The organism is Anaerostipes sp. 992a, from assembly GCF_001940245.1.
GTDB lineage: Bacteria > Bacillota > Clostridia > Lachnospirales > Lachnospiraceae > Fimousia.
The window spans coordinates 320,589-344,329 of the sequence record NZ_MJIG01000004.1; the positions used below are offsets into that span (position 1 = coordinate 320,589).

Consider the following 23,741-nt stretch of genomic DNA (forward strand, 5'->3'; position numbering starts at 1 on the left):
CAGGATAGAAAAACTCCGGGAATGCATGCTCCCGGAGTTTCTCACGTCTTCTTACTTAATAATACTTCTTATTTCCCCACAGATTACTTCTCTTCAATTCGGTGTATTCCCGATATGCATCTTCCAAAATCTGTCGTTCATTAGGAAATTTTAACATATGATAGGCCTCGTGATATTTATAATATCCTGAATCTAAAAAGTACTCCTCTTTCTGGGGCTTTGAATAATAGCTATGTGCCATCATCAGATACCAATGTACATTCTTAACAACCGTATCATTATAAGTGCGGAAAGAGTATTGGCTTTTCCCAATGTACTTTATGATGGATGCATCCACTCCAGTCTCTTCCTTGACTTCCCTTAGAGCCGTTTCCTGAAATTCTTCTCCTTCTTCCACTGTTCCTTTCGGAAGTACCCAGCCTTCATACTTATGCTTATAATTCTTGTATAAAAGAAGTACCTTTCCCCTATAAATTACCACCCCGCCACAGCTAATTGCCTCTGTCATAGCAAACCTCCTGTAACTGCAAGTGTTCCTTAATAATCATTATATCATTTGCCTATGTTTTTTCAATAAATGGGAAGTGTTTTTATTAAATTTTAATGATTTAAACCATTATTATAGTAGGAATCAAAAACCTTCTTGGCTACTGGAGCCGCTGCTGCTCCACCACTTCCGCCACCTTCTACAATAACACTGACTACCAGGTCCGGGTCCTCTACATTGGACATACCGATAAACCACGCATGAGAATCCTTAGCAGAATTATATTCTGCTGACCCTGTTTTTCCTGCCACCGTATATGCAGAAGTATTTAATGCAGATCCTGTTCCGTCCGTAACAACTGCTTTGAGCATCTCTTTCATGGCATCCGCTTCTTCCTCGTTTAATGCCTTTTTATATTCAGAAGTCTCATATTGCTTAATGGTTCCTCCATTATAATTTTCAATATGGTCTGCCAGATAAGGTTTCATGATCACACCCTTATTGGCAATGGCACACATGATCAGAGCATTATTCAGCGGTGTGATCTGGGTATTTCCCTGCCCGATAACCGTCTGAGGCATCAGACTCCGGTCCGTACTCTTTGTTACAACAAAGCTGCTCTTCTTGCTGGCTACATCTACAGGAATCTTCTGATTGAATAAAAGATCCTCTGCCAGCACTCGGAACTTTTTGCGGTTTAGATCACTTCCCAGTTCTACAAATGCCGTATTACATGATTTTGCAATAGCCTGCGTCAAATTCACCCGGCCATGTGCCGTTCCATGGTAACAACTGACCTTATTGCTGTTTTTGATAATCGTAGAGGTACACTGGTAGCTGAAATTTTGATAATCGCTATGTTCCCTCATATATTCTAACGCCGTTACTACCTTAAAAGTAGATCCCGGAGCATATAGTCCCTGTGTGGCTCGATTGAGCAGGACGGACTCAGAAGATTCGTTGAGACTCGCCCATACATCTTCAATGTTGTTGGGATCAAAATCAGGCTTGGACACCATGGCAAGAATTCTTCCCGTATCCGGTTCTATGGCAATAACTGCCCCTTTTCGGTCTCCTAAAGCCTCATAGGCCGCCTTCTGTATTCGGGTATCCAAAGTAGTATACAGATCGTCTCCTGTATTCTTATCTCCTGTCAGAGAATTTCGAATCTGCATAAATAAATTAGAATTGGAGGTAAGCAGCTGATAATTATAGGAACTCTCAAGTCCAGACATTCCTTTCTTATCAAATCCCACTACATGAGCAAACATCCTCCCATATGGATATTCCCGCTCCTCATTGCCATCGCTATTCATCACCGTCTGAGCTAAAACCTTGCCATTGCTGCTGATGATCTTTCCACGAATGACCTTCTCAGAGAAGGAATTCTGACGCTTATTATATGCATTGGAAATTACACTGCTGCTGTCAAACATAGTAAATTTCACCATATAAATGATCAGTCCCAGGAATAAAAGCACGACCAGATAGGTAATCTGTAAAATCTGTGTATTGGCTTTTTTCTTCTTTCTTACAGACTGCTTTGGATCTTCATATTGAAGCATATCTTCCAGTTTCTCTGTTTCGTTCTTCTTATTCTTCTTCCACAGGCTCATCCTCTATCACCTCTTTTTTATTGGAAATCATATATAATCCCTGTACGATGCCAAACATGATCAATGTACTGGCTACCGAACTTCCTCCATAACTGACCAACGGAAGAGTAATTCCTGTAGAAGGAATAAATTTGGTCACTCCACCGATGCATAAAAACACCTGAAAAATATAGCATACACCAAATCCCAGGCATAATAATTTATAAAATAGTCCTTTGATTCTTGTAGAAATCTGCATAAAAGACAAAAATAAGCTTAAGCAGATCAATATAACGCAAAGTCCGAACAGCACACCAAATTCCTCACAAATACCGGAAAATATAAAATCAGATTCATAAATTGGCACATCGGTAGGCCTTCCCTGATTCAACCCCAATCCAAACCAGCTTCCGGTTCCGATGGCAAACAAAGACTGACATACCTGCCATCCCTTACCGGCAATAATAGAAAACGGATCTTTCCATGCCATAACACGTTCTCTCACATGTCCAAAAATAAAATAAGCGATGACGGATGCCACAGCACCAGATCCAAATCCCGCCAGCAGATAGGAAAGCTTGGCTGTAGCCGAATAGAGCATCATCATATAAACCATGAAAAACAGCAATGCTGCTCCCAGGTCTTTTTCAATTACCAGCACACATACATACAGCGCGGCAACTACGGTAATTTTTACCAGATCATTAAATTCCTTTGCCTTGCTCAGCATAGAGGCCACAAAAAAGATGAAAATAATCTTTACAAATTCTGATGGTTGAAGGACGATTCCTCCTATACTGATCCAGTTGGTAGCCCCATTCTTACTCACGCCAAAGACAAAGACGGTAGCCAAAAATAAAAATCCCAAAATCGCATATACCCATCCCAGCTTATTGAGAAAAGACATCTTCTCAATGCAAACCGGAATCACTGCAGAAATCAGAAAGGAAACTGCCACAATGGCAAACTGGCGTATGGCCAGATCAAAAGACAATCTGGTCAGCATAATAAATCCAATTCCAAGTAAAAAGCACATATTGTTTACCAGTTTTCTGGAACATCGCCGATAAATCCTCGGATACAAAAGCATGATACATTCAAAAAATACGATTTGGGCTGCAAAGAAGAATAGTATCTTAAGTTCCCACGTCTGAATGAACAACACAAAGTAACAGACAAAATGAAAGGAAAATAAATACCAGACCTGATTGTCTAAAACTGCTGTCATCTTTTCCTTTTTTCCGCTCCGAAATACTGTAAAACTAGAAAGAGTATAAACGAAGCACAGGATTAAAATCAAATATTTTGATATAATTGTAATTAAACTAACCATTTTTCTACCTATTCAATTCCTCTTTTGAAATGACCTTTCGTATACTTCTTATTCTCAAATCTGCCTTCCAAAACTGCCTTTGTCTCTTCGGCATTTTCAATGGTAAACTGATAGACATATCCGCCCACCTGCAGATTTGAAAGTTCTTTCTGCATGGACAGTAACAGCAACGGATCTCCATTATAAATAACGTTATAACAATAACGACAATAATTTCGAACATAAAAATTCTTCTGATATCGATCTTTTAACGTAAGCTTTTCTTCTTTCTTTTTACATCCCAGATGATTTTTCGTCTGGCACTGGGCGCTGATCATTAACGGCTGATATCCATATACCACCAAGTCTGCATATGGCTCCTGGAGACTGAGTAGTTCCTTTTCATTCAGCTCTGCTGGAAGTGTGATCCTTACCTTATGCCCTGCCTGCTCTTTATAAAAGCGCAGTGCTTCTTTATTATAGGCATACAAGGACGATGCCAGTACCATGGTCTTGTCAAAATCCCAAAAACTGCGAAGCAATGCAAATTCATCCATAGTCCTTACAAGAATTCCATGATGGCTTCCATGGCAGATCAATTCCTGCCAGGTTCTCCATTCTCTTCCTGCCTTTTTATGAAAAACATATGGCATAGCATAATAAATCTCTTTTCCTGCTTGAATACACTGTTTGGAAAAATCTTCCCACTGCTCAAATGGTATCGCCTCACCCAGCATATAAATGGCATCCACCTTCTCTGAGGTAAGTGCTGCCCTTCCCTGTTCCAGATTAGATACAGAAGCAATGATCTGATGTCGCTTCGGCATGTGACAGACGGATTCCCGGTCTGTCTGCATCTTAACCGGTATATCCCGATACTTCTGTCTAATGATCTTTTCCTCCATCGCTTTTAAAGCTTCTCTCCTTAAAGCCTTGAGGGCGCCCATCGGAAGAAACGCACCTTCATCCATATCCACATGGGTAATTTCCAATGTAAATGGTGTCTGCCCGGTCTTTGTCACCTGTTCCATGATCTTTTCTCTGGTGACCGGCTGCTTTTCTGCTTCTAGGACCACATCGCCTGTTACAGTCGCTGTTAGGTTTCCATACCTTACCTGCATCATAACAGGTTTTCCTATGCAAAAAATGATATTTCCCTTAAGATTTTCTTTCTTTTCTCTTTGAATTACTTCTTCCTGAATATTAGAAATCAATGTCTGATTTCTTGTCCGATAAATCGGCATCCCCTTTCGCAGTCTTTTTATCTGCTTCGCATTTAAAATAATCAGCGAGCCTTTTTTCCCATCTACTGGAGAAGTCAGTTCCACCTTTTCTTTATTCGGAAGGGAAATTTCTAAAATATCCTGCTTGTGGATATGAGCTTCACAAAGAAAACATATCTTATTCTTATTGATTTCTTTGATTTTTCCGACATAATAGCCCATATGATTTGGCCGTTTCATGGACATCATCTCTCTTCCATTATGACTCAGATAATATCCTTTCGTAAATCCCCCTCGATTATACAGCTCCAAAAGCTCCTGCATATCCTCTTTCTGTACCTGAAATCCTTTTGGATCAGAAAGATATCGGTCTACATACCTGCGATACTGTCTGGTCACTGCCGCTACGTATTCCGGCCGCTTCATTCTTCCTTCAATCTTAAGAGAATTGGTACCGGCTCTCAGGACCTGTGGCAAAATCTCCAGAGAACACAAGTCCCTTGGACTTAACAGATATTGTTCTCCGCCTTTATTCATCTTTTTTCCACTGCCATACAAATCGTAAGGAAGACGACAGGTCTGTGCACAACGGCCACGATTCCCGCTTCTTCCTCCTAACATACTGCTCATCAGACACTGTCCGGAATAGGAAAAGCAAAGTGCTCCATGGACAAATGTCTCTATCTCCAAATTGGTTTTTTGCCTGATATCTGAAATTTCTTCCAGGGACAATTCTCTGGCTGGCACAACCCGGCGAAAGCCCAGTTCTTCCAGCATGGCTGCTCCTTCCACTCCCATCACAGTCATTTGGGTACTGGCATGAAGATCCATTCCAGGAAATTCCCTGCGAATCACCTCCGCCACTCCCACATCCTGTACAATGACAGCATCCAGCCCTTCCTGATAATACGGCAGAAGATAGTCATACAATTCTTCTATCTCCTCATTTTTAAACAGGGTATTGACCGTCATATAAATCTGCTTTCCATGTAAATGCACATAATCAATGGCCCTTTTCATATTCTCCAGATCAAAGTTGTCTGCAAATGCCCTGGCTCCAAACTTATGCCCACCTAAATATACGGCATCGGCACCCGCATGTATGGCTGCCTTCAAGCTCTCGAAGGAACCCGCCGGGGAAAGTACTTCTATAAAATCTGGAATCTGATGGTTATCATTTTTCTTATTCATTGGCATTCCTCTGCTCCAAACGGATAATTTCTTTTTGTAGTTCCGTAATCTGGTTCTTATACTCTGATACCAGCTTCTCCAATGTCTCACATTGGATCTTAGTATCGATCATCTCATGCTTCATCTCATAAAACTGCCGTTCTCTTCCAGCAGCTTCTTTATCCATGCTGTCTACTTCTTCTTTACATTTATAATAATCATCGGCGAGATTCAGTGCCAGAAGAAGATTCTGGTACTCGGAAGTCATCTTATCATAGCCTGCAGATGCAGAAAGCTCCGCCATCTTATGGTCAATATGTCTCGCCAACATCTGCATATATTCTTCGCTTTCTGTCCCGCTCAAACGGTATACTTTCTTATTAATGATTACTTCAATTGTATTCCTTCCCATCGTATCGCCTCCCGTCTATTCCTCCGGCATGGTCATTCCAAAATGTTCATAGGCCCGCCTGGTTGCGACCCTTCCTCTAGGGGTTCTCTGAATCAGCCCATTCTGGATCAGATATGGTTCATATACATCTTCAATGGTACCTGAATCCTCTCCTATAGCCGCTGCCAGCGTATCCAGTCCCACTGGTTTCCCTTCAAACTTCTCGATCATGGTCTCTAACAGATTGCGATCCACCTGATCCAGTCCCAGCGCATCCACTTCCAGCTGATTTAATGCGATTCTGGCCACTGACTCATCAATAAAGCTATCAAACTGTACCTGTGCAAAATCCCTGACTCTTTTTAACAGGCGATTGGCAAGTCTTGGTGTCCCTCTGGAACGCCTTGCGATCTCCATAGCCCCCTGTTCATCCACAGAAACATCCAGCACCTGTGCTGATCTTTCTACAATGGATGTAAGCTCCTCTGTGGTATAAAAATCCAGTCTATTTACCACTCCAAACCGGTCTCTCAAAGGTGCGGTCAGCATACCTGCTCTTGTTGTGGCTCCAATCAAAGTAAAATGAGGCAGATCCAGTCGAATGGATCTTGCTGCCTGTCCCTTTCCAATAACAATATCAATGGAAAAATCCTCCATTGCTGGATAAAGCACCTCTTCCACCTGTCGGTTCAAACGATGGATTTCATCAATAAAAAGCACATCTCCCTCTGATAGATTATTCAGAATTGCTGCCAGCTCTCCGGGCTTCTCAATGGCTGGTCCTGATGTAATCTTTAGATTCACACCCATCTCATTGGCTACAATTCCTGCAAGAGTCGTTTTTCCCAGGCCAGGAGGTCCATAGAGTAATACGTGGTCCAACGATTCTCCTCTGCTTTTTGCCGCCTCTATAAAAACTTTTAAATTATTCTTTACCTTTTCCTGGCCAACATAATCCTGTAATAGCTGTGGCCTTAAGTTGCTTTCAATGGCAACATCATCATCCATAAATTCTGTTGTAATAATTCGATCGATCATTGTTGTCACCTGCTAAAAAATCATATTCTTCAATGCTGCTTTTAATAGTGTCTCTGTATCCATTTCATCCCGGCCCTCCACCGCCTGGATACTTCGATATGCTTCTGAATTGGAATATCCTAAGCTGACCAGGGCCTGTGCCGTCAGAGAGATTACATCTTCTGCCCCTTCCTGGAACAGTTCTTCCCGCATTGGTTCTTCTTCAAGTTCATCCATCTCCAGTTTATCCTTCAATTCTATGATCAGCCTTTTGGCTCCCTTCGGACCAATTCCAGGCGTCTTACATATGGTCTTAGTATCATCACTTAACACTGCCAGCTTCAGCTGACGAACACTAAGGGTGGAAAGTACGGCCAGTGCCACCTTAGGGCCAATTCCACTGACCCCGATCAAAAGCTTAAAGGTATCCAGTTCTTCTTTTGTCAGAAATCCATAAAGCCCTATGGCATCCTCCCGTACATACATGTGGGTATAGATCATACACTGACTTCCCATCTTCGGAAGCCTGTCTGGCATGACCGGTGTCTTAATGTCATAACCTATCCCCTGATTTTCTATAATAATACCGTCTAAAAAAACGGCCGTCAATGTTCCTTTTACATATGAAATCATCTTTTTCCTCCAATTCGGCAGACGAAACACCCTTCTTCGTCTCCAATGCCGTTGCTAAGTATTTATAGTATATCATATTATCGAACATTTGTCCGTAAGGAATTGTTTCTTGCGAAAAACCCCAGAAACCATTATACTAAACGCAAAAGATAAAAAGGAGGCCTACGATGCTAATCACGAAAAAACAAATCCCATGTCCCGTTCCACGAACCCTGGATGAGAATTCCTTTTTCCTTTGTCTGGATACTACCGGCCTTCAGGCAGATGTATCCTCCATTACCATGATCGGCATCGGATTCCGCCAGGGCGAACAGCTAATGCTCATGCAATGGTTCAATGAATCCGGTCTGGAACAAAAGGATATGCTGATTTCATTCTTTGATGAGATTGCCCACAGGCAGGTAGTCATCACCCATTATGGTAATCGCTTTTCTCTTCCCTTCCTTCAGAAAAAATCCGCAGAATATGGTCTGACCAATCCAATCGATACTATGATTTCAAAGGATTACTATGATATGATATATCCCTTCCGAAAGATTCTAGCCCTTTCCTCCTGTCGCCAGACAGCACTGGAACAGAAAATCGGATTTAAACGTACCATCTCAATGACTGGTAAAAAGCGCATTCAATTATACCAGACATATCTAAAAAAGAAGGATGCTTCTACGAAAAAAGCGCTTCTTCTCTATAATGAAGAAACGCTTCTTGCTCTGTGGTATTTTTCCTCCATCCCTGCATATCTGGACTTAAAACAGGGAAAGCTATCCACATGTGGAATCAGTAAAGAACACCCGGACGATGGAAAAGCAGTATTCACCTTTTCCCTTTCCCGCCCGCTTTTACTTCCACTGGATTACACCATCGATGACATCCGCCTTCTGGTAACCGACCAGTATGGTACACTGATTATGCCTCTGGATGAAAAGGGCCGGTTAAAGCATTATTATCCTGATGTGAAGAATTATTACTATCTTCCGGTAGAAGACCGGGCCATCCATAAAAGCCTGGCCTCCTTTGTTCCCAGAGATTACCGACAAAAGGCAACCTGGAATACCTGCTATGAGAAGCTTTCCTTCCATCATCCAGCATTTCAAAAAGAAGATTCATTAAAACAATTTTTGTCCGATGTCATCGCCTGGATACTATTAGAAAGAAAGGATGGAAGATCTTAGCGATCGTCACATTATGAAATTGCTCCTACAACTACTTTTACTCTTTGTTATCTGTCAGATTGGGAAAGGATGTGCCGCCCTGCTGCCCTTTTCTTTCCCCTCTTCTATTGTAAGTATGATCCTTCTATTTCTTCTCTTACTGGTAGGGATCATCAAAGAAGCCCAGATAGAAAAAGGATGTGATTTTCTTCTCAAACATATGGCACTTTTCTTCGTTCCCTCCGGCGTAGCGATCATGAATGAATATTCTCTGCTGAAAGGAAAAATCTTCATTCTTCTTTTCATCTGTGTTTTTACAACAGTCATTACCTTTACCGTGACCGCCTACACCGTAAAGGTAGTCTTAAACTGGCAGAAACGGAGGCGTTGATTATGATCTTGACTGGAATTATCATGGTACTTACTACCTACTATCTCGGTGCCTTCCTTCAAAAAAAGCCACCATTTTCCCATCTGAATCCTCTGCTTTTTTCTATGATCCTTTGCATTATCATTCTTAGCATAGGAAATATTTCGTTTGACCAGTTCAACAAAGGAGGTCGTATTATCAGCTTATTTCTGCCACCTGCTACTGCATCACTGGCTCTTTCCATCTATCGCCAGCGGCATTTATTGCGTTCCTCCCTAATTCCGGTCATCGCCGGCTGTTTTACTGGTTCTCTTTCCTCCATCCTGAGCATCCTGCTTCTCTGCCGTTTGTTCGGCCTCAGCTCTGTCCTTACCAGAACTCTGCTTCCAAAATCAGTAACCACACCGATCGCAATGGATATTAGCAGACACTTGGGTGGTATTCCATCCATCACGGTGGCTGCCGTGATCATTACCGGTATCACCGGAAATCTTCTCTGTTCCTGGCTGATCCGCTGCCTGAATATTGAGCATCCTTCTGCTTCCGGAATCGCCATCGGCACCAGTTCCCATGCTATCGGAACAGCAAAAGCTTTAGAGCTTGGAGAAATTCAGGGAGCCATGAGCGGAATCGCCATTGGCATCTCTGGCATCCTTACAGTCATTTTGTTGTTATTTTTATAAAATCATCAAAATGCCATATTCACCAATCCGATCACAAATCCAATGACAGCACCCAGATTGATGACAGAGTGTAACTCCTTTTTCATAATGGATAACACCAGCTCTTCCACCTCTGCCACATCCATTTCATTGATCTTGTCCTCCACTAACCGACACAAATCCATCTGTTGCAAGAATCGATGCATCTGCTCTCTGATAAAGGATTCATATACAGCCAGCACCACATTCTCTATGGATTCTTTTTCTTCCACGAGTTGATTGGCATATACGGAAACCTGCTGATTCAAAAGCTTTTCCGCTTCCGCATTGATTGCTCCACGGATCAGACAGATACCGTCTCCATCTACGTAAGCATCCACCCGCTCCGCTATCTTCCGTGCGATAGGCATCAGCATATCATCATTGATCATCATAGCCAAAAAAGTGCCCTGTACGTACTGCTTTGCGGCATTTAATACTTCATTGGCCACAATATCTCCAAGCTGTACTTCTTTGAGATAATAGACCACTTTTTCCATGATGACTTCTACAATCTGATCCTTTTTCTCGTTGATCTTCTCCTGCTTTGCATAAGATAAGAGAATCTCATTGAAAGAATTCTCATTGACCTGTTGTTTTCTCAGAAACTGCTCTGTCTCCTCTACTACCTTTTCTTTCATGGCATCGGAAAGAAGCCGTTTTGTCAAAACATCCTCTGTTAAAAGCTGTTCGCCTACGGTTTTTCCAATGGCTTTTGCCAGTCTTCCCTGTCCTTTTGGAATGATACCCGGCGTAAAAGGAAGGGTAAAATTGCCGATTTTTACCGGGTGCAGCGGACGAAACATCATTTTTATTGCAATGCTATTTGTAAAATAACCAATAACCGCCCCGATGATCGGGCCAGATAACATCATAAGATTCATGTTCTTTCCTCTTTTCTTCTTTTTTGTTTCATAATCTCCTATTATAGATTTTTTTCAAAAAAAATCAATATCTATCGATAAATCTTTTGTCTGCGGAGATACTATCAGTGGAGGTGCATCATGAAAAGAAAAGAAAAAGATAACCAGGAACAACTGATCAATAGACAGATTGACGAAGCCTTTTTTGATGCTGGCAATACTTCTACTACTGAATGTACCGGCTTAAAATATCGTCCAGCATTATCGGATTATGAAGACGAATCTTATGATGAAATCTATCACTTTTTGCCGCCGTCCGATATATGAATGTGAATTCAGGAATGCCATGGGTATTAGTTACTGTCACTTAGCACTTTAGCCATCTCTAACAAAAATAGAAGCCTTATGCTTCCAGTTCTTTTGAATCCGGTCCCATAAGGCTTCTATTCTCTTATATCCTGCTTATGCCTGTGCAAGCGCCTGTTCTAAATCTGCAATGATATCCTTGGCGCTTTCGATACCAACGCTAAAACGAATCAGATCTGGCTGAACTCCTGCTTCGATCAATTCCTGCTCATTCATCTGACGATGTGTATGGCTTGCTGGATGAAGCACACAGCTTCTTGCGTCAGCCACGTGTGTTACGATGGCAATCATCTTTAAGCTGTCCATCACACGCACGCATGCTTCTTTTCCACCCTTGATACCAAAGGTAATTACTCCGCAAGTGCCATCTGGCATATATTTCTGAGCAAGTTCATAGTTCTTATCTGTTTCTAATTCTGGTGTATGTACCCATGCAACCTTTTCGTGATTCTGAAGATACTTAGCTACTTCCTTGGCATTGGCACAATGCTGCTTCATTCTTAAGTGAAGAGTCTCCAGACCAAGATTTAATAAAAATGCATTCTGAGGAGACTGAATAGAACCTAAATCTCTCATCAGCTGAGCTGTTGCCTTTGTAATGTAGGCACCTTTGCCGAATCTCTCCGTATAGACTACTCCATGATAGGTTTCATCTGGCTGAGTCAGACATGCATATTTATCTCCATGTGCTTCCCAGTCAAAATTCCCGCTATCTACAATGGCTCCTCCTACGCAGGTTGCATGACCATCCATATACTTTGTAGTGGAATGAGTAACGATATCTGCACCCCATTCGAATGGACGACAGTTAATCGGAGTTGGGAATGTATTGTCAACGATCAAAGGAACTCCATGAGCATGTGCTGCTTTTGCAAATTTCTCAAAATCTAAAACAACCAGCGAAGGATTGGAAATACTTTCGCCAAACACTGCTTTTGTATTTTCCTGAAAAGCTGCATTTAATTCCTCTTCTGTACATTCCGGATCTACAAAAGTAGCATCCACTCCCATCTTTCGAATCGTATGAGCATATAAATTGTATGTACCTCCATAAATGGCACTGGCACAAACGATATGATCACCCTTTTCACAAATGTTCATAATCGCATAGAAATTGGCAGCCTGTCCGGATGAAGTAAGCATTGCTGCCGCTCCTCCCTCCAGATCGCAAATCTTTGCAGCTACTGCATCATTGGTCGGATTCTGTAGACGGGTATAGAAATATCCGCTTTCTTCCAGGTCAAACAATCTTCCCATCTGGTCACTGGATTCATATTTAAATGTCGTACTCTGATAAATAGGCAGAACACGCGGTTCTCCATTGCCCGGATTCCATCCAGACTGGATACATTTTGTTTCGATTTGATAATTACTCATCTTAACCTCCTGATCGTATCATAATCTTTTTAAAGTGTAGTGATCATCACATCCATGTTACCATCAAATATCGTCTCCTTCTGATCGGAACAAATGATGAAATGATCCCCCATCTTCACATGAAATTCTCCTATCTTTCCTTCTCCTCCAATCACACTTACCATCTGAAATGGCGCATCATTGGCAATGGTATTCTCCCCATCCATCTGATAGCGGTCCACCTTGAAGAATTCACTTTCCACATACGTGGTTTTTGTTCCATTGGCAAGATTACTCTCGGCAAATGTCTTATTCTGCTCCACATTGGCAGGAACATTGGTTACATCAATGGACTGCTTCACATGAAGCTGTCTTTCATTTCCATCCTGATCCTTACGATGATAATCATATACACGATAGGTAATATCTGATGACTGCTGAGCCTCATAAATCAAAGAGCCACTGCAGATGGCATGTAAAGTACCGGATGGAATATAGAAGAAGTCTCCTTTTTGAATCTGGAAAGAGTTCAGCAAGTTGTCGTAGTCATCTTCTTCGATGGCTTTTACAAATTCTTCTTTCGTCTTGGCATGATGACCCATCACCATCTTCGTTCCTTCATCGGCCTGCAATACGAACCAACATTCTGTCTTCCCAAGAGAATTCTCATATTTTCCTGCATAAGCATCGTCTGGATGCACCTGAACAGACAGGTCATTCTTCGCATCAATGATCTTTACCAAAAGAGGAAACTGTGTACCTTCAATATCGCCAAATAATTCGCGGTGATTTTCAAACAACCACGCCAGCGACTTTCCTGCATATTCTCCATTGGCAATAGTACAGTCGCCGTTCTTATGTGCAGAAATTGCCCAGCATTCTCCCGTATGATCACTTGGAATCTCGTATCCATAAATGTCTTTGAGTTTGCTTCCTCCCCAGATCATTTCTTTAAATACCGGATCCATTTTCAAAACATGTCCCATCTCCCTACCTCCTTTTGCATATAAATATTAATTATCTTTTTTAAATTTCGAATTAAATGCTCTCTTGATCACATCGAATAAGCTCAGTGAACGAACCATACGATCATCTGCCACATACTGATTGACCGCACGTAAAAGTTTCTTTGGTTCCTTTGCAGAAAAAGAATACGTACCATTTCTTTTTGTCTGAATCGCAAAACGAGGAATTTTCTTACCCTTAAACATCACAGAGGCAATGACGTAATCCACCTCCGTCCATGGAATCTGAATATAGTCTCCCTTATTGCGATTATTGTAGTACTCAAACCCCTTATCTCCTATCATAATCTTGCCATAAGAATTCAACCCCTGATAAGACGTTCCATCCATGACCAGATCCGCCTTTGTATTAATAGATTGAACCATTCCTTCCGTTGGCTTTTTCATATTGCTTCTCCATTTCTACTATTTATTTCATTCAGTGTTCCTATTATATCACAATATAGTATTTTGTGCGAAAAACTTTCAGGATTCTTTCATTCAAAAAAGAATCCTGCACAGAATATTTTTGATTACGTCAGAAATCTCTGATGTAATCAAAAAGGCTCGGATTCCTCCGAGCCTTTTTCGCTATGTTATCGACTGAGTATTATCTCTTTCCCAATCGCCTATGCACGAATTATAATAATCCGATTACATGTCCAGCGATACCAACAACGAATAAAGCGATGATGATAAGGATTGGAGATACGTTTTTCTTTAATAACCACATACATAATAATGTAAGTAACAGTGGTACGAAACCTGGAATTAAGGAATTTAAGTTATCCTGTAATGTTGTAACTTTTTCAGGACTTAATGCCAGGCCAGATGCATACTGCTGGAATGCCTGCTGGATTCCTGCGCCACCTTGTGGAAGACTAGCCCAGTCAATGTAAGCACCTTCACTTAATTTAACGGAAGATACGACTGGTGTAAAGTTAATGTTAACCCAACGCTCTACCAGAGCACCCAGAATAAACATACCTAAGATAGATGCACCTTTTGTAACTTTTTGTAACAGACCACCAGAAAGGTCTTCTGTGATTTTTGTACCTACGTTGTAACCAAATTCCTGTGTATACCACATGAATGCCCAACGGATAACGTTCCACAATACGAAGAATAAGATTGGTCCTAAGATGTTTCCAGAAATAGCAAGGGAAGCACCTAACGCACCTAAGATTGGACGAGCTGTGAACCAGAATACAGGGTCACCAACACCAGCCAAAGGTCCCATCATACCGACTTTAACACCCTGGATAGCTGCATCGTCTACTTCTGCACCATTTGCACGTTCTTCTTCCAGAGCAAGTGTTACACCGATAACTGGAGAAGCTACATATGGATGCGTATTGAAGAATTCCAGATGACGTTTTAAAGCTGCGATCTGTTCTTCTTTTGTTGTATATAATCTCTTGATAGCAGGGATCATTGCAAATGCCCAACCACCATTCTGCATACGTTCATAGTTCCAAGATCCCTGAAGGAAAGTAGAACGCAATGCAACGGATAACCGATCCTGTTTACTTAATGTAATTTTTTCTGCCATGATTCTTACCTCCTTCTTAATCAATAATCATTCAGAATATCGCCTAATGGATCACCAGTATTGCTTGCACCGCCGTTAGAAGATCCGCCGCTTTCAGCCAGTTTCAAGTAAATTAATGCCATAGATACTGCAATAACACCTAATGCGATTAATGTTAAGTCTGAGATTGCTGCCAGACAGAATCCGATTGCGAAGAAAGGCCATACTTCTGCAGTTGCCATCATGTTAATAACCATTGCATAACCTACAGCTACTACCATACCACCACCGATTGACATACCGTCTGTCAACCAAGCTGGCATAGACTGTAAGAATCCCTGTACTGTTGTTGCTGGGATAACTAACAGTGCTGCTGCTGGGATTGCAATACGAAGCCCCTGCAGGCAGACAGCGATGATGTGCCAGATTTCTACGCCTCTAAAGCTACCTTTTTCAGCTGCTGCATCCATACGATGAACACAAGCTACAGAAAGTGTACGAACAACCATTGTTAAGAATAATCCGGCTACAGCCAAAGGAATTGCCACAGCGATTGCTGTATCTACACCTTTTGTACCCTGATTACCAAGAACAAGAATAATCGCAGATGCTACAGAAGCTAATGCTGCATCTGGTGCAACTGCTGCTCCGATATTTGCCCATCCTAATGCGATCATCTGAAGAGTACCTCCTAAGATGACACATGGAATCAGCTGACCGGTAACTAATCCAATTAATGTACATGCTACTAATGGTTGATGGAACTGGAATTCATCCAAAACCCCTTCCATACCAGCCAAGAAAGCAACTATAACTACTAATATAGCTGAAATAAATGACATTATAATTCCTCCTATCTAATCAATATGCTTAAGCTAATTCAGCTTTTGCTTTTGCGATAATATTATCCATATTATCTTTGGAATCGCTTGGTACTTTACGTACATCGAATGTAATACCTTTTGCTTTTAAATCTTCAAAAGTCTTAACATCTTCTTTTCCTAAAGATAATACTTTAGATACTGCAACTTTGCCTGTTGTATGAGCCATAGAACCAACGTTTAATTCTTTGATATCTACTCCACCTTCGATGGCACGAAGTGCATCCTGAGGTGTTTCAAAAAGAAGCATTGCTTTTGTAGCTCCAAAACGAGGATCTTTTGCAACAGCGATCATCTTGTCAATAGGAACAACATGTGCTTTTACTCCTGGAGGAGCAGCTTCAATAATTAATTTCTTACGAAGATCGTCGCGTGCTACTGCGTCAGAAACAACAATAATACGATCTGGCTGTGTAGCCTTTGTCCAGCCCGTTGCTACCTGTCCGTGAAGCAGACGAGAATCAATACGTGCCAATACGTATTTGATATGTCCATCTCCTAATACGGTTCCTTCTGGAATTGCTCCCTGAGGAACTACAGGTGCTGCAGCTGCAGCTGGCTGTGCTTCTTCTGGCTGTAAAGATTCTGGATAAACCTTAACACCATCTTTTCCGCTTCCAATAATCTGTTTTGCAATTTCATGTGCCGTTTCCATGGACATACGTGAAGCATAAGCATCGATCAGCATTGGTAAATTCAAGCCAGCAACAATTGCCCATTTGTCTTCATGACCTGAAATCAATCCATTTGCCTGGTTGAATGGAGTTCCACCCCAAAGATCAACTAAAAACAACACTTCGTCCTGATTTGAGAAAGAAGCAATTGCCTCTTCCATTTTCTTTCTGACATCATCTGGTCCTTCGCTTGGCTGTAAAGTTACAGCAGCAACATCTGGCTGATCACCAAATATCATAGATCCGGACTGCATGATACCAGTTGCAAACCCACCATGGGTAGCAAGAATAATTCCGACCATTTTCATTCCTCCCTTTCTATGGTAGTAAATATATAATAAGTACTGCCCTGTACTTATCTTCAATGACATTATACAACAAATTTCACAATAATTCCAGTAAGTATTCTATTTTTTTGTACAAATTTGCCATATAAATGTCATGGGTTCAAAGTCAAGTTTTTCTAAGACTATTATGGCTTTTCGGGGCAAAAAAAAACCCAACTTGAAGCAAAAACTCTTATCTACGTATATAAAAAGTCAATGACGTATACGTATATTAAGAATTCTTGATTCAAATCAGGTTTAGCCCGCATTACCGGTAACAATCCTTCATCTTTCTCTCTTGACTTGTCTATAATTCTAGCATAGTGCTAAATATTTGTCAATCATTCCTTTCAAAAAAATAAATTTTTTATAAACGAAAAATGAAAGCCACCATTTTCATCTATACTTTGCACGAAAAAGCAGAAAAAATGGCGACTCCCATGGTCAAATTAAATAAATATCTATTATCTGTTATTTAACACTGATCTGCTGGAAATACGATTCCCATCTGACGCCTTGCCTCATCCATAACTTCCAATTCCCATAAAGAATACTGATTATGTGCCTTGGCATCTTTCTTCTCCTGGATCAGACGAATAAACTCCTCCACTTCATAATACATGTTATTGCTCTTTTTGGAAACCGGTATTTCTTCCCATGTCTTATCCCGATAACGAATCTTGATCTTCACTGTATCCTGAATCTGCTCGATGATCATGGAGCCATCTTCTCCCTGAATCTGACTTGGTAGGATGGCATCTGTAATCTTAGAATAGATCAGTTCTGCCTGCATATCCTCATACATAGCTACAATGGTTCCTGAGGCATCGATTCCATTGTCCAGCTTTAGACAATGCGCAGAAATTTCTTTTGGCAATCCGAATAATTTCACCAGCGGATGCACGCAATACACACCAATATCCATCAAAGAACCATTGGACAATTCCTTCTTAAATGCATTTTCCACAATGCCAGCCTTATAGTTATCGTATCTTCTGGAATACTGACAATACTGAAAGGTAGCCCGGCGAATCTTACCAATCTTATCAAGATTGTCACAAATTGCCTGAAAACCAGGGTCAAAGACAGATCGCATTGCCTCTAATAAGATAACCTGATGTTCTTCGGCCGCTTTTAACATCGCTTCTAATTCTTTCTTATTGGAAGCTATGGTCTTCTCACACAACACATGTTTTCCATGCTCCAGCATTAAAATGCTCTGTTGCGCATGACATGCATTTGGGCTGGCCACATAAACCGCATCGATATTATCTGCCTTTGCCAGCTCTTCTAACGAATCATAGCAGTCTGGAATCTGATATTTTTCCGCATATGCTTTTGCCCGTTCCATAGTTCTGGAGTAGACAGCCTGAAGATGAAAATCTTTACACTGTCTTCCCGCTTCAATCAAACTATCTGTTACAAAATTACTTCCTATTACTGCAAAATTAACCATCTTTTCCTCCCATTATCTTTTTCCAGAGGAGTTTTATTACATTAGAAATTCAAGGAATTTTTATATAATAAAAAGAAATCCATCGAAATCAAGCGTAGCAACATTTTCTTGCACACACAAGTATTCCGATGGACCATGCCCTCCTTATGACAACATCATTCGATCATTGGCAAATTCTTCTCCGCTGACAAGTTCAAACTTATGTAATAAATCATCTACTGTCAATTGCTTCTTTTCTTCGCCTGCTACATCATATATAATACGCCCTTCATGCATCATTATCAAGCGATTTCCGATATGAATAGCATCTTTCATGTTATGAGTAACCATCATTGCTGTCAGATTATCCTTTGCAATGATCTTTTCTGTCAGATCTAGAACTTTCTTCGCTGTCTTTGGATCCAACGCTGCTGTATGCTCATCCAGAAGCAAAATGCTCGGTTTCTGAAGCGTTGCCATCAAAAGTGTAATTGCCTGTCTCTGTCCACCGGACAAGAGTCCGACTTTCGTCGTAGTTCTATCTTCCAGCCCCAGATCCAGCATTTTCAGACGTTCTTTAAACAACGCTCTCTCTTTCTTATTTACGCCCCATCCAAGACCTCTGCTTTTTCCTCGACGGTGTGCCATTGCCAGATTCTCTTCAATTGACATATTCGCCGCTGTTCCCATCATCGGATCCTGAAAAACTCTCCCGATCAAAGAAGCCCTCTTATATTCCGGCCAATCGGAGATGTCCTTTCCATCCAAAATGATCGTTCCCTGATCAATCGGATATACCCCAGCGATCATATTTAAAGATGTAGATTTTCCAGCTCCATTTCCGCCAATGATGGTAACAAAATCTCCAGGATTTAAATGAAGCTCTACACCATTTAATGCTTTTTTCTCATTAATCGTTCCCTTGTTAAAGGTTTTATGCACATTCTTAATTTCTAACATATGAAATTCCTCCATCCTACGCCGGTGTTCTCTTAACAGCTAATTTCTGTTTTACATTTGGAATACCAAGTGCTGCTGCTACAACCACTGCTGTCAATAACTTCAGATCATCGGTAGACAGACCCATCTGTAATACTACCGCAATGATGATACGATAAACAATAGATCCTAAGATCACAGTAGTCAATACATAAGCAAAGTTTGCCTTCTTGCTTAAGAAAACTTCACCGATAACGATGGATGCAAGACCAATAACGATAGCTCCCTGTCCCATCTTAACATCAGAATATCCCTGGCTCTGTGCCACCAAAGACCCTGATAAAGCAATCAATCCATTAGATAATACCAGGCTGATCATAATTGTCGTATTCGTATTGCAGCCCAATGCACGAACCATATATGGATTATTACCGGTTGCACGAATGGCACTTCCAATCTCTGTCCCAAAGAACCAGTATAACAGCATGATCATGATTACTGCAAAAATAATACCTACGATCAGTCTCATATTAGACTGAGATAAGCCAGTCAATTCCATAAGCTGTGTAAACACGGTATCAATGCCAAGGAGTGCCTGGCTGGCACCGCCAATAATTCTTAAATTTACAGAATACAGTGCGATCATGGATAAAATTCCGGAAAGAATTGCCGGAATCATTAATTTGGTATGCAATATCCCAGTTACAAATCCAGCCAGCATTCCTGCTACTACGGAAGCAAGAATTGCAGGTACCGGATGCACACCCGCTACCAGAAGTGCTGCGGTTACACAACCACCCAATGCAAAACTTCCATCACAGGTCATATCCGGAATATCCAAAATCTTAAATGTTACATAAACTCCTAAGGTCAGCATTCCCCATAATACCCCTTGGGAAATGGCATCCTGAATTGCATATACTATAGCCATATCGATTCCTCCATGTAAACAAGATTACAGCAGGGGCCAAAGACCCCTACTGTAATTTTCTATTCCTATGATTATCTGATTATTCGTCTTTGCTTTCTGTTGCTGTCTCAACGTATCTTGCTTCTTTATCAAGATCCTCTGGAACTTTAATATTTAACTTCTTAACAGCATCTTTATTGATGATCAGTTCACAGTCTTCCTGATATTCGATCGGCATCTTAGAAATATCTTCGCCCTCTAATACTTTTACTGCCATCTTTGCTGTCTGCTGTCCTAATTTGTAGTAATCAATTCCATATGTAGCAAGTCCACCACCTGTACACATACCTTCTTCTCCAACGATGACTGGAATTCCAATCTCATCTGCGACCATAGATACGGTTGTCATACCTGCTGCGATTACGTTATCTGTTGGAGAATAGATTGCATCTACTTTTCCTTTTAAGGATTTTACAACCTGTTCGATTTCATTAGAATCTGCTACTGTTGCATCAACGGTTTCTAATTTTAACTCTTTTGCTGCTTTCTTCGCAAGATCAATCTGGAACTTAGAGTTTGCTTCTGCTGAGCAATACAACATTGCAACCTTCTTTGCATCAGGAACAAGCTTTGTTAATAATTCCATCTGTTCTTTACAAGGTGTTAAATCAGAAGTACCACTTACATTGGTTCCTGGCTCTTCGTTGGATTCTACTAATTTTGCATCTGCAGGATCTGTAACTGCAGTTACTAAAATAGGAATATCCTTTGTTTCATTGGCTACTGCCTGTGCTGCAGGTGTAGCAATGGCAAGAATTAAGTCTTTTTTATCTTTTACCAACTTAGATGCGATCGTCTGGCAGTTAGACTGGTCTGCCTGTGCGTTTTGAAGATCAATCTTAATATTCTCTCCGTCTTTGTAACCTGCATCTTCTAATCCGTCTACAAAGCCTTTGTAAGCTGCATCCAGTGCATCATGCTCTACGTACTGAGTAACACCGATCTGATAAACCTTATCCTCTTTGGTTTCTTCTTTCTTAGAACCTCCACATCCGGTCATTAAGCTCATTGTTAAAATTGATGCAAGTCCTAAAGCTGCTGCCTTTTTCATTAATTTCATAGTGACTCTCTCCTATCCTTTTATCTTTTTCCGAATGAAATGCTTTGCCATCACTTCATCACTTTTATGTACTAAAGTATACCCTTAAAAAAAGAAATTGTCAACCAGAAGTTTCATGTATACAATGTTTTAGAAACCAAACTGAAATATGCCGGAATAGCAGTACAGTATCCCCTGCCTGCCACTCCGGCATACATTCTCCAGAAATTCTTTATCAGCGCTTTAATACCAGCACCTCATCTGACTTTATATTCACCTCAATGCTTTCGTAAGCTTCTGTATTGCTGACAACGACTGGTGTTACCGTCAAGTATCCTTCCTCCTCTATCGCTTTTCGATCAAAGCTTCCGATGAATTCTCCTACTTTTACCTGTTGCCCCGGTTCCACCTGAATATCATAATGTCTGCCATTTAACTGAACTGTGTCAATTCCTACGTGAACAAGCACTTCTGCCCCTTTCTCCGATACGAAGCCAATGGCATGCTTGGTGTCAAAAATTGCTGACACATATCCTGTGACAGGTGCATAAATCTCTCCCTTCTCCGGTTCTACCGCAAATCCTTCTCCCAGCATCTTTTCTGAAAACACATCATCCGGCACTTGAGTGAGCGGGATTTTCTTTCCCTTGATCGGTGATTTTACAACATCTACCGTGTATATTCCTTCTTCTTCGTCACTCACCGGATCAAAGACTGGATATGCCAGAAATTCTTCCAGATTCGACTTGATCACCGGAACCGTTGGACCATAGATGATCTGTACCCCTTCCCCTTTTCGGATAATCCCTCTGGAACCACTCTGCTTTAAGATAGTCTCATCTACCAGATGCGGATTCTTTACTGTACACCGCAATCTGGTCACACAACAGTCTACATCGCTGATATTCTCTACGCCTCCCAGACCTGCAGCAATCAGCGCAGAAGTTTTTTCTTCGTTTATTTTATTGTTAGATGCTGCCCTCACGGCATTCACATCTGCTCGCGTATATAAGCGCACATTCTCCTCTTCATCTTCTCGTCCAGGTGTTTTTAAATCAAATTTTATAATCAGAAAACGAAATAAAAAGAAATATGTGACAAAATAAATCAGTCCCACTGGTATAAACATCATCCAATTGGTCTTTTCCTGTCCCTGCAGAATTCCAAAAAGAAACATATCGATGATCCCACCAGAAAATGTCATTCCCACACACACCTTCAACATATGCATCAACATATAGGATATTCCTGCAAACACACAGTGAATGACGTATAATCCTGGAGCAACGAATAAAAATGTAAACTCCAATGGTTCTGTAATCCCCGTCAGCATCGACGTTAATGCAGCAGAAATCAAAAGTCCCCCTACGACTTTTCGCCGTTCAGGCCTTGCACATTTATACATGGCAAGTGCTGCTCCAGGAAGACCAAAGATCATCAACGGGAATTTTCCCGTCATGAATCTGGTCGCCTCTGCTGCAAAATGGAGCGTCGAACGATCTGCCAGCTGCGCAAAGAAAATGTTCTGAGCCCCTTCGATGACCTTTCCTGCTACTTCCATGGTCCCGCCCAGAGAAGTCTGCCAGAACGGAAGATAAAAAACATGGTGAAGACCAAACGGAATCAGTGCTCTTTCCATCACCCCGTAGATAAAAGTCCCAAGATATCCAGAAGCTCTCACTGCACCGCCTACGGCATACATGCCATTTTGAACCGGCTGCCAGATAAAGAACATGATGATTCCTACTCCAACATAAACAACAGAGGAAATAATCGGCACAAATCTGGTACCTCCAAAAAAGGATAATACATCTGGAAGCTTGATCTTATAAAAACGGTTATGGAGCCAGGCCACTCCAAGACCCACGATAATCCCTCCGAATACCCCCATCTGTAGGGACCTAATCCCCAATACCATTTCCATAGACCCCTGTTTCAGAGACTGTCCTGCATCCGTAATCGTAATCATCGTGGATACTGCTGCATGCATGATCAAAAAAGCCATCGCTGATGAAAGAGCCGCTACTTCCTTTTCCGCTTTTGCCATGCCAATGGCTACTCCAATGGCAAAGATCAATGGCAAATTCTCAAATATGATATTGCCGCATTTGCTAAATACTGATAAGACTCCGTAAAAAATCGTTCCGGGGCCCATGAATCTCATCAATCCATAGGCCTGAAGCATGGTTTCATTGGTAAAGGATTCTCCAATCCCAACCAATAATCCTGCTGCAGGTAGAATTGCAATGGGCAGCATAAAAGACCTTCCTACCCGCTGTAATATGCCAAAAATTTTATCTTTCATAT

23 protein-coding genes are annotated in these 23,741 nt (G+C 41.3%); 4 read left to right on the plus strand and 19 right to left on the minus strand.

Features of this window, described 5'->3' with window-relative positions:
* Nucleotides 1–55 precede the first annotated feature (55 nt).
* The 7 genes from BHF69_RS05795 to ruvA form a co-directional block, all read right to left on the minus strand.
* Nucleotides 56–508 carry an NUDIX hydrolase gene (locus BHF69_RS05795; protein WP_075670114.1) on the minus strand — a complete coding sequence of 151 codons (453 nt, stop codon included), beginning with the start codon at nt 506–508 and terminating at the stop codon, nt 56–58.
* 92 nt (nt 509–600) lie between these two features.
* Entirely contained in the window at nt 601–2,103 is a 1,503-nt protein-coding gene (locus BHF69_RS05800; protein ID WP_083651111.1) for a peptidoglycan D,D-transpeptidase FtsI family protein, read from the minus strand.
* Nucleotides 2,081–3,415 (minus strand): FtsW/RodA/SpoVE family cell cycle protein, encoded by a 1,335-nt coding sequence (locus BHF69_RS05805; protein ID WP_075670115.1) that lies wholly within the window; start codon nt 3,413–3,415, stop codon nt 2,081–2,083. The genes BHF69_RS05800 and BHF69_RS05805 overlap by 23 nt, the downstream gene beginning before the upstream one ends.
* Before the next feature lie 8 nt (nt 3,416–3,423).
* Nucleotides 3,424–5,808: a peptidase U32 family protein gene (locus tag BHF69_RS05810; protein ID WP_075671725.1), complete on the minus strand. Its 2,385-nt coding sequence runs from the start codon at nt 5,806–5,808 to the stop codon at nt 3,424–3,426.
* The gene (zapA, locus tag BHF69_RS05815; RefSeq protein ID WP_075670116.1) at nt 5,801–6,199 is read right to left on the minus strand and encodes a cell division protein ZapA; all 399 of its coding nucleotides are present in this window, start codon (nt 6,197–6,199) and stop codon (nt 5,801–5,803) included. Before zapA ends, BHF69_RS05810 begins: the two co-directional genes overlap by 8 nt.
* 15 nt (nt 6,200–6,214) lie before the next feature.
* Complete coding sequence (ruvB, locus tag BHF69_RS05820; protein ID WP_075670117.1) at nt 6,215–7,216, minus strand: Holliday junction branch migration DNA helicase RuvB; 1,002 nt, start codon at nt 7,214–7,216, stop codon at nt 6,215–6,217.
* 12 nt (nt 7,217–7,228) lie between these two features.
* Entirely contained in the window at nt 7,229–7,828 is a 600-nt protein-coding gene (ruvA, locus tag BHF69_RS05825; RefSeq protein ID WP_075670118.1) for a Holliday junction branch migration protein RuvA, read from the minus strand.
* Nucleotides 7,829–7,995: 167 nt separating this feature from the next.
* Between ruvA and BHF69_RS05830 the strand changes: the two genes are divergently transcribed.
* The 3 genes from BHF69_RS05830 to BHF69_RS05840 are packed head-to-tail and all read left to right on the plus strand — an operon-like array spanning nt 7,996 to nt 10,032.
* Nucleotides 7,996–9,000, plus strand: a complete 1,005-nt coding sequence (locus tag BHF69_RS05830; RefSeq protein ID WP_075670119.1) for a ribonuclease H-like domain-containing protein — start codon at nt 7,996–7,998, stop codon at nt 8,998–9,000.
* Nucleotides 8,987–9,370, plus strand: a complete 384-nt coding sequence (locus BHF69_RS05835) for a CidA/LrgA family protein (RefSeq protein ID WP_242946123.1) — start codon at nt 8,987–8,989, stop codon at nt 9,368–9,370. The genes BHF69_RS05830 and BHF69_RS05835 overlap by 14 nt, the downstream gene beginning before the upstream one ends.
* 2 nt (nt 9,371–9,372) lie before the next feature.
* Nucleotides 9,373–10,032 (plus strand): LrgB family protein, encoded by a 660-nt coding sequence (locus BHF69_RS05840; RefSeq protein WP_075670120.1) that lies wholly within the window; start codon nt 9,373–9,375, stop codon nt 10,030–10,032.
* A gap of 5 nt (nt 10,033–10,037) precedes the next feature.
* Here BHF69_RS05840 and BHF69_RS05845 read toward each other — a convergent pair whose 3' ends face one another.
* Nucleotides 10,038–10,934 (minus strand): DUF445 domain-containing protein, encoded by an 897-nt coding sequence (locus tag BHF69_RS05845; protein WP_075670121.1) that lies wholly within the window; start codon nt 10,932–10,934, stop codon nt 10,038–10,040.
* Between the two features lie 120 nt (nt 10,935–11,054).
* Between BHF69_RS05845 and BHF69_RS05850 the strand changes: the two genes are divergently transcribed.
* The gene (locus BHF69_RS05850) at nt 11,055–11,240 is read left to right on the plus strand and encodes a hypothetical protein (protein WP_075670122.1); all 186 of its coding nucleotides are present in this window, start codon (nt 11,055–11,057) and stop codon (nt 11,238–11,240) included.
* Between the two features lie 135 nt (nt 11,241–11,375).
* Here the strand turns inward: BHF69_RS05850 and BHF69_RS05855 are convergent, their stop codons facing one another.
* From BHF69_RS05855 to BHF69_RS05905, 11 genes are all read right to left on the minus strand, one after another.
* Nucleotides 11,376–12,656 carry an O-acetylhomoserine aminocarboxypropyltransferase/cysteine synthase family protein gene (locus BHF69_RS05855; RefSeq protein WP_075670123.1) on the minus strand — a complete coding sequence of 427 codons (1,281 nt, stop codon included), beginning with the start codon at nt 12,654–12,656 and terminating at the stop codon, nt 11,376–11,378.
* 29 nt (nt 12,657–12,685) lie between these two features.
* Nucleotides 12,686–13,621, minus strand: a complete 936-nt coding sequence (locus BHF69_RS05860; protein WP_075670124.1) for a type I phosphomannose isomerase catalytic subunit — start codon at nt 13,619–13,621, stop codon at nt 12,686–12,688.
* A gap of 27 nt (nt 13,622–13,648) precedes the next feature.
* Nucleotides 13,649–14,047: a DUF956 family protein gene (locus tag BHF69_RS05865; protein WP_330393074.1), complete on the minus strand. Its 399-nt coding sequence runs from the start codon at nt 14,045–14,047 to the stop codon at nt 13,649–13,651.
* A 232-nt stretch (nt 14,048–14,279) separates the two neighbouring features.
* A complete protein-coding gene (locus BHF69_RS05870) occupies nt 14,280–15,191 on the minus strand; it encodes a PTS system mannose/fructose/sorbose family transporter subunit IID (protein WP_075670125.1) in 912 nt (303 codons plus the stop codon).
* Between the two features lie 20 nt (nt 15,192–15,211).
* Entirely contained in the window at nt 15,212–16,012 is an 801-nt protein-coding gene (locus BHF69_RS05875) for a PTS mannose/fructose/sorbose transporter subunit IIC (RefSeq protein ID WP_075670126.1), read from the minus strand.
* A 28-nt stretch (nt 16,013–16,040) separates the two neighbouring features.
* Nucleotides 16,041–17,027: a PTS sugar transporter subunit IIB gene (locus BHF69_RS05880; protein WP_075670127.1), complete on the minus strand. Its 987-nt coding sequence runs from the start codon at nt 17,025–17,027 to the stop codon at nt 16,041–16,043.
* 499 nt (nt 17,028–17,526) lie between these two features.
* Nucleotides 17,527–18,507: a Gfo/Idh/MocA family protein gene (locus BHF69_RS05885; RefSeq protein WP_075670128.1), complete on the minus strand. Its 981-nt coding sequence runs from the start codon at nt 18,505–18,507 to the stop codon at nt 17,527–17,529.
* A 144-nt stretch (nt 18,508–18,651) separates the two neighbouring features.
* The gene (locus BHF69_RS05890; protein ID WP_075670129.1) at nt 18,652–19,446 is read right to left on the minus strand and encodes an ABC transporter ATP-binding protein; all 795 of its coding nucleotides are present in this window, start codon (nt 19,444–19,446) and stop codon (nt 18,652–18,654) included.
* Nucleotides 19,447–19,462: 16 nt separating this feature from the next.
* Entirely contained in the window at nt 19,463–20,356 is an 894-nt protein-coding gene (locus tag BHF69_RS05895) for an ABC transporter permease (RefSeq protein WP_075670130.1), read from the minus strand.
* Between the two features lie 79 nt (nt 20,357–20,435).
* Nucleotides 20,436–21,455 carry an ABC transporter substrate-binding protein gene (locus BHF69_RS05900; protein ID WP_075670131.1) on the minus strand — a complete coding sequence of 340 codons (1,020 nt, stop codon included), beginning with the start codon at nt 21,453–21,455 and terminating at the stop codon, nt 20,436–20,438.
* 214 nt (nt 21,456–21,669) lie between these two features.
* Nucleotides 21,670–23,739 carry a PTS transporter subunit IIABC gene (locus BHF69_RS05905; protein ID WP_075670132.1) on the minus strand — a complete coding sequence of 690 codons (2,070 nt, stop codon included), beginning with the start codon at nt 23,737–23,739 and terminating at the stop codon, nt 21,670–21,672.
* Between the last annotated feature and the right edge of the window lie 2 nt (nt 23,740–23,741).

Excerpts from the sequence above, each read along its gene's own strand:
- BHF69_RS05855 (WP_075670123.1), bottom strand. The coding sequence starts at position 12,656 with ATGAGTAATTATCAAATCGAAACAAAATGTATCCAGTCTGGATGGAAT.
- BHF69_RS05870 (WP_075670125.1), bottom strand. The coding sequence starts at position 15,191 with ATGGCAGAAAAAATTACATTAAGTAAACAGGATCGGTTATCCGTTGCA.
- zapA (WP_075670116.1), bottom strand. The coding sequence starts at position 6,199 with ATGGGAAGGAATACAATTGAAGTAATCATTAATAAGAAAGTATACCGT.
- BHF69_RS05810 (WP_075671725.1), bottom strand. The coding sequence starts at position 5,808 with ATGAATAAGAAAAATGATAACCATCAGATTCCAGATTTTATAGAAGTA.
- BHF69_RS05805 (WP_075670115.1), bottom strand. The coding sequence starts at position 3,415 with ATGGTTAGTTTAATTACAATTATATCAAAATATTTGATTTTAATCCTG.
- BHF69_RS05840 (WP_075670120.1), top strand. The coding sequence starts at position 9,373 with ATGATCTTGACTGGAATTATCATGGTACTTACTACCTACTATCTCGGT.
- BHF69_RS05860 (WP_075670124.1), bottom strand. The coding sequence starts at position 13,621 with ATGGGACATGTTTTGAAAATGGATCCGGTATTTAAAGAAATGATCTGG.
- BHF69_RS05890 (WP_075670129.1), bottom strand. The coding sequence starts at position 19,446 with ATGTTAGAAATTAAGAATGTGCATAAAACCTTTAACAAGGGAACGATT.
- BHF69_RS05875 (WP_075670126.1), bottom strand. The coding sequence starts at position 16,012 with ATGTCATTTATTTCAGCTATATTAGTAGTTATAGTTGCTTTCTTGGCT.
- BHF69_RS05795 (WP_075670114.1), bottom strand. The coding sequence starts at position 508 with ATGACAGAGGCAATTAGCTGTGGCGGGGTGGTAATTTATAGGGGAAAG.
- BHF69_RS05830 (WP_075670119.1), top strand. The coding sequence starts at position 7,996 with ATGCTAATCACGAAAAAACAAATCCCATGTCCCGTTCCACGAACCCTG.
- BHF69_RS05800 (WP_083651111.1), bottom strand. The coding sequence starts at position 2,103 with ATGAGCCTGTGGAAGAAGAATAAGAAGAACGAAACAGAGAAACTGGAA.
- BHF69_RS05880 (WP_075670127.1), bottom strand. The coding sequence starts at position 17,027 with ATGGTCGGAATTATTCTTGCTACCCATGGTGGGTTTGCAACTGGTATC.
- BHF69_RS05885 (WP_075670128.1), bottom strand. The coding sequence starts at position 18,507 with ATGGTTAATTTTGCAGTAATAGGAAGTAATTTTGTAACAGATAGTTTG.
- BHF69_RS05900 (WP_075670131.1), bottom strand. The coding sequence starts at position 21,455 with ATGAAATTAATGAAAAAGGCAGCAGCTTTAGGACTTGCATCAATTTTA.
- BHF69_RS05845 (WP_075670121.1), bottom strand. The coding sequence starts at position 10,934 with ATGAATCTTATGATGTTATCTGGCCCGATCATCGGGGCGGTTATTGGT.
- ruvB (WP_075670117.1), bottom strand. The coding sequence starts at position 7,216 with ATGATCGATCGAATTATTACAACAGAATTTATGGATGATGATGTTGCC.
- BHF69_RS05905 (WP_075670132.1), bottom strand. The coding sequence starts at position 23,739 with ATGAAAGATAAAATTTTTGGCATATTACAGCGGGTAGGAAGGTCTTTT.
- ruvA (WP_075670118.1), bottom strand. The coding sequence starts at position 7,828 with ATGATTTCATATGTAAAAGGAACATTGACGGCCGTTTTTTTAGACGGT.
- BHF69_RS05835 (WP_242946123.1), top strand. The coding sequence starts at position 8,987 with ATGGAAGATCTTAGCGATCGTCACATTATGAAATTGCTCCTACAACTA.
- BHF69_RS05850 (WP_075670122.1), top strand. The coding sequence starts at position 11,055 with ATGAAAAGAAAAGAAAAAGATAACCAGGAACAACTGATCAATAGACAG.
- BHF69_RS05895 (WP_075670130.1), bottom strand. The coding sequence starts at position 20,356 with ATGGCTATAGTATATGCAATTCAGGATGCCATTTCCCAAGGGGTATTA.
- BHF69_RS05865 (WP_330393074.1), bottom strand. The coding sequence starts at position 14,047 with ATGAAAAAGCCAACGGAAGGAATGGTTCAATCTATTAATACAAAGGCG.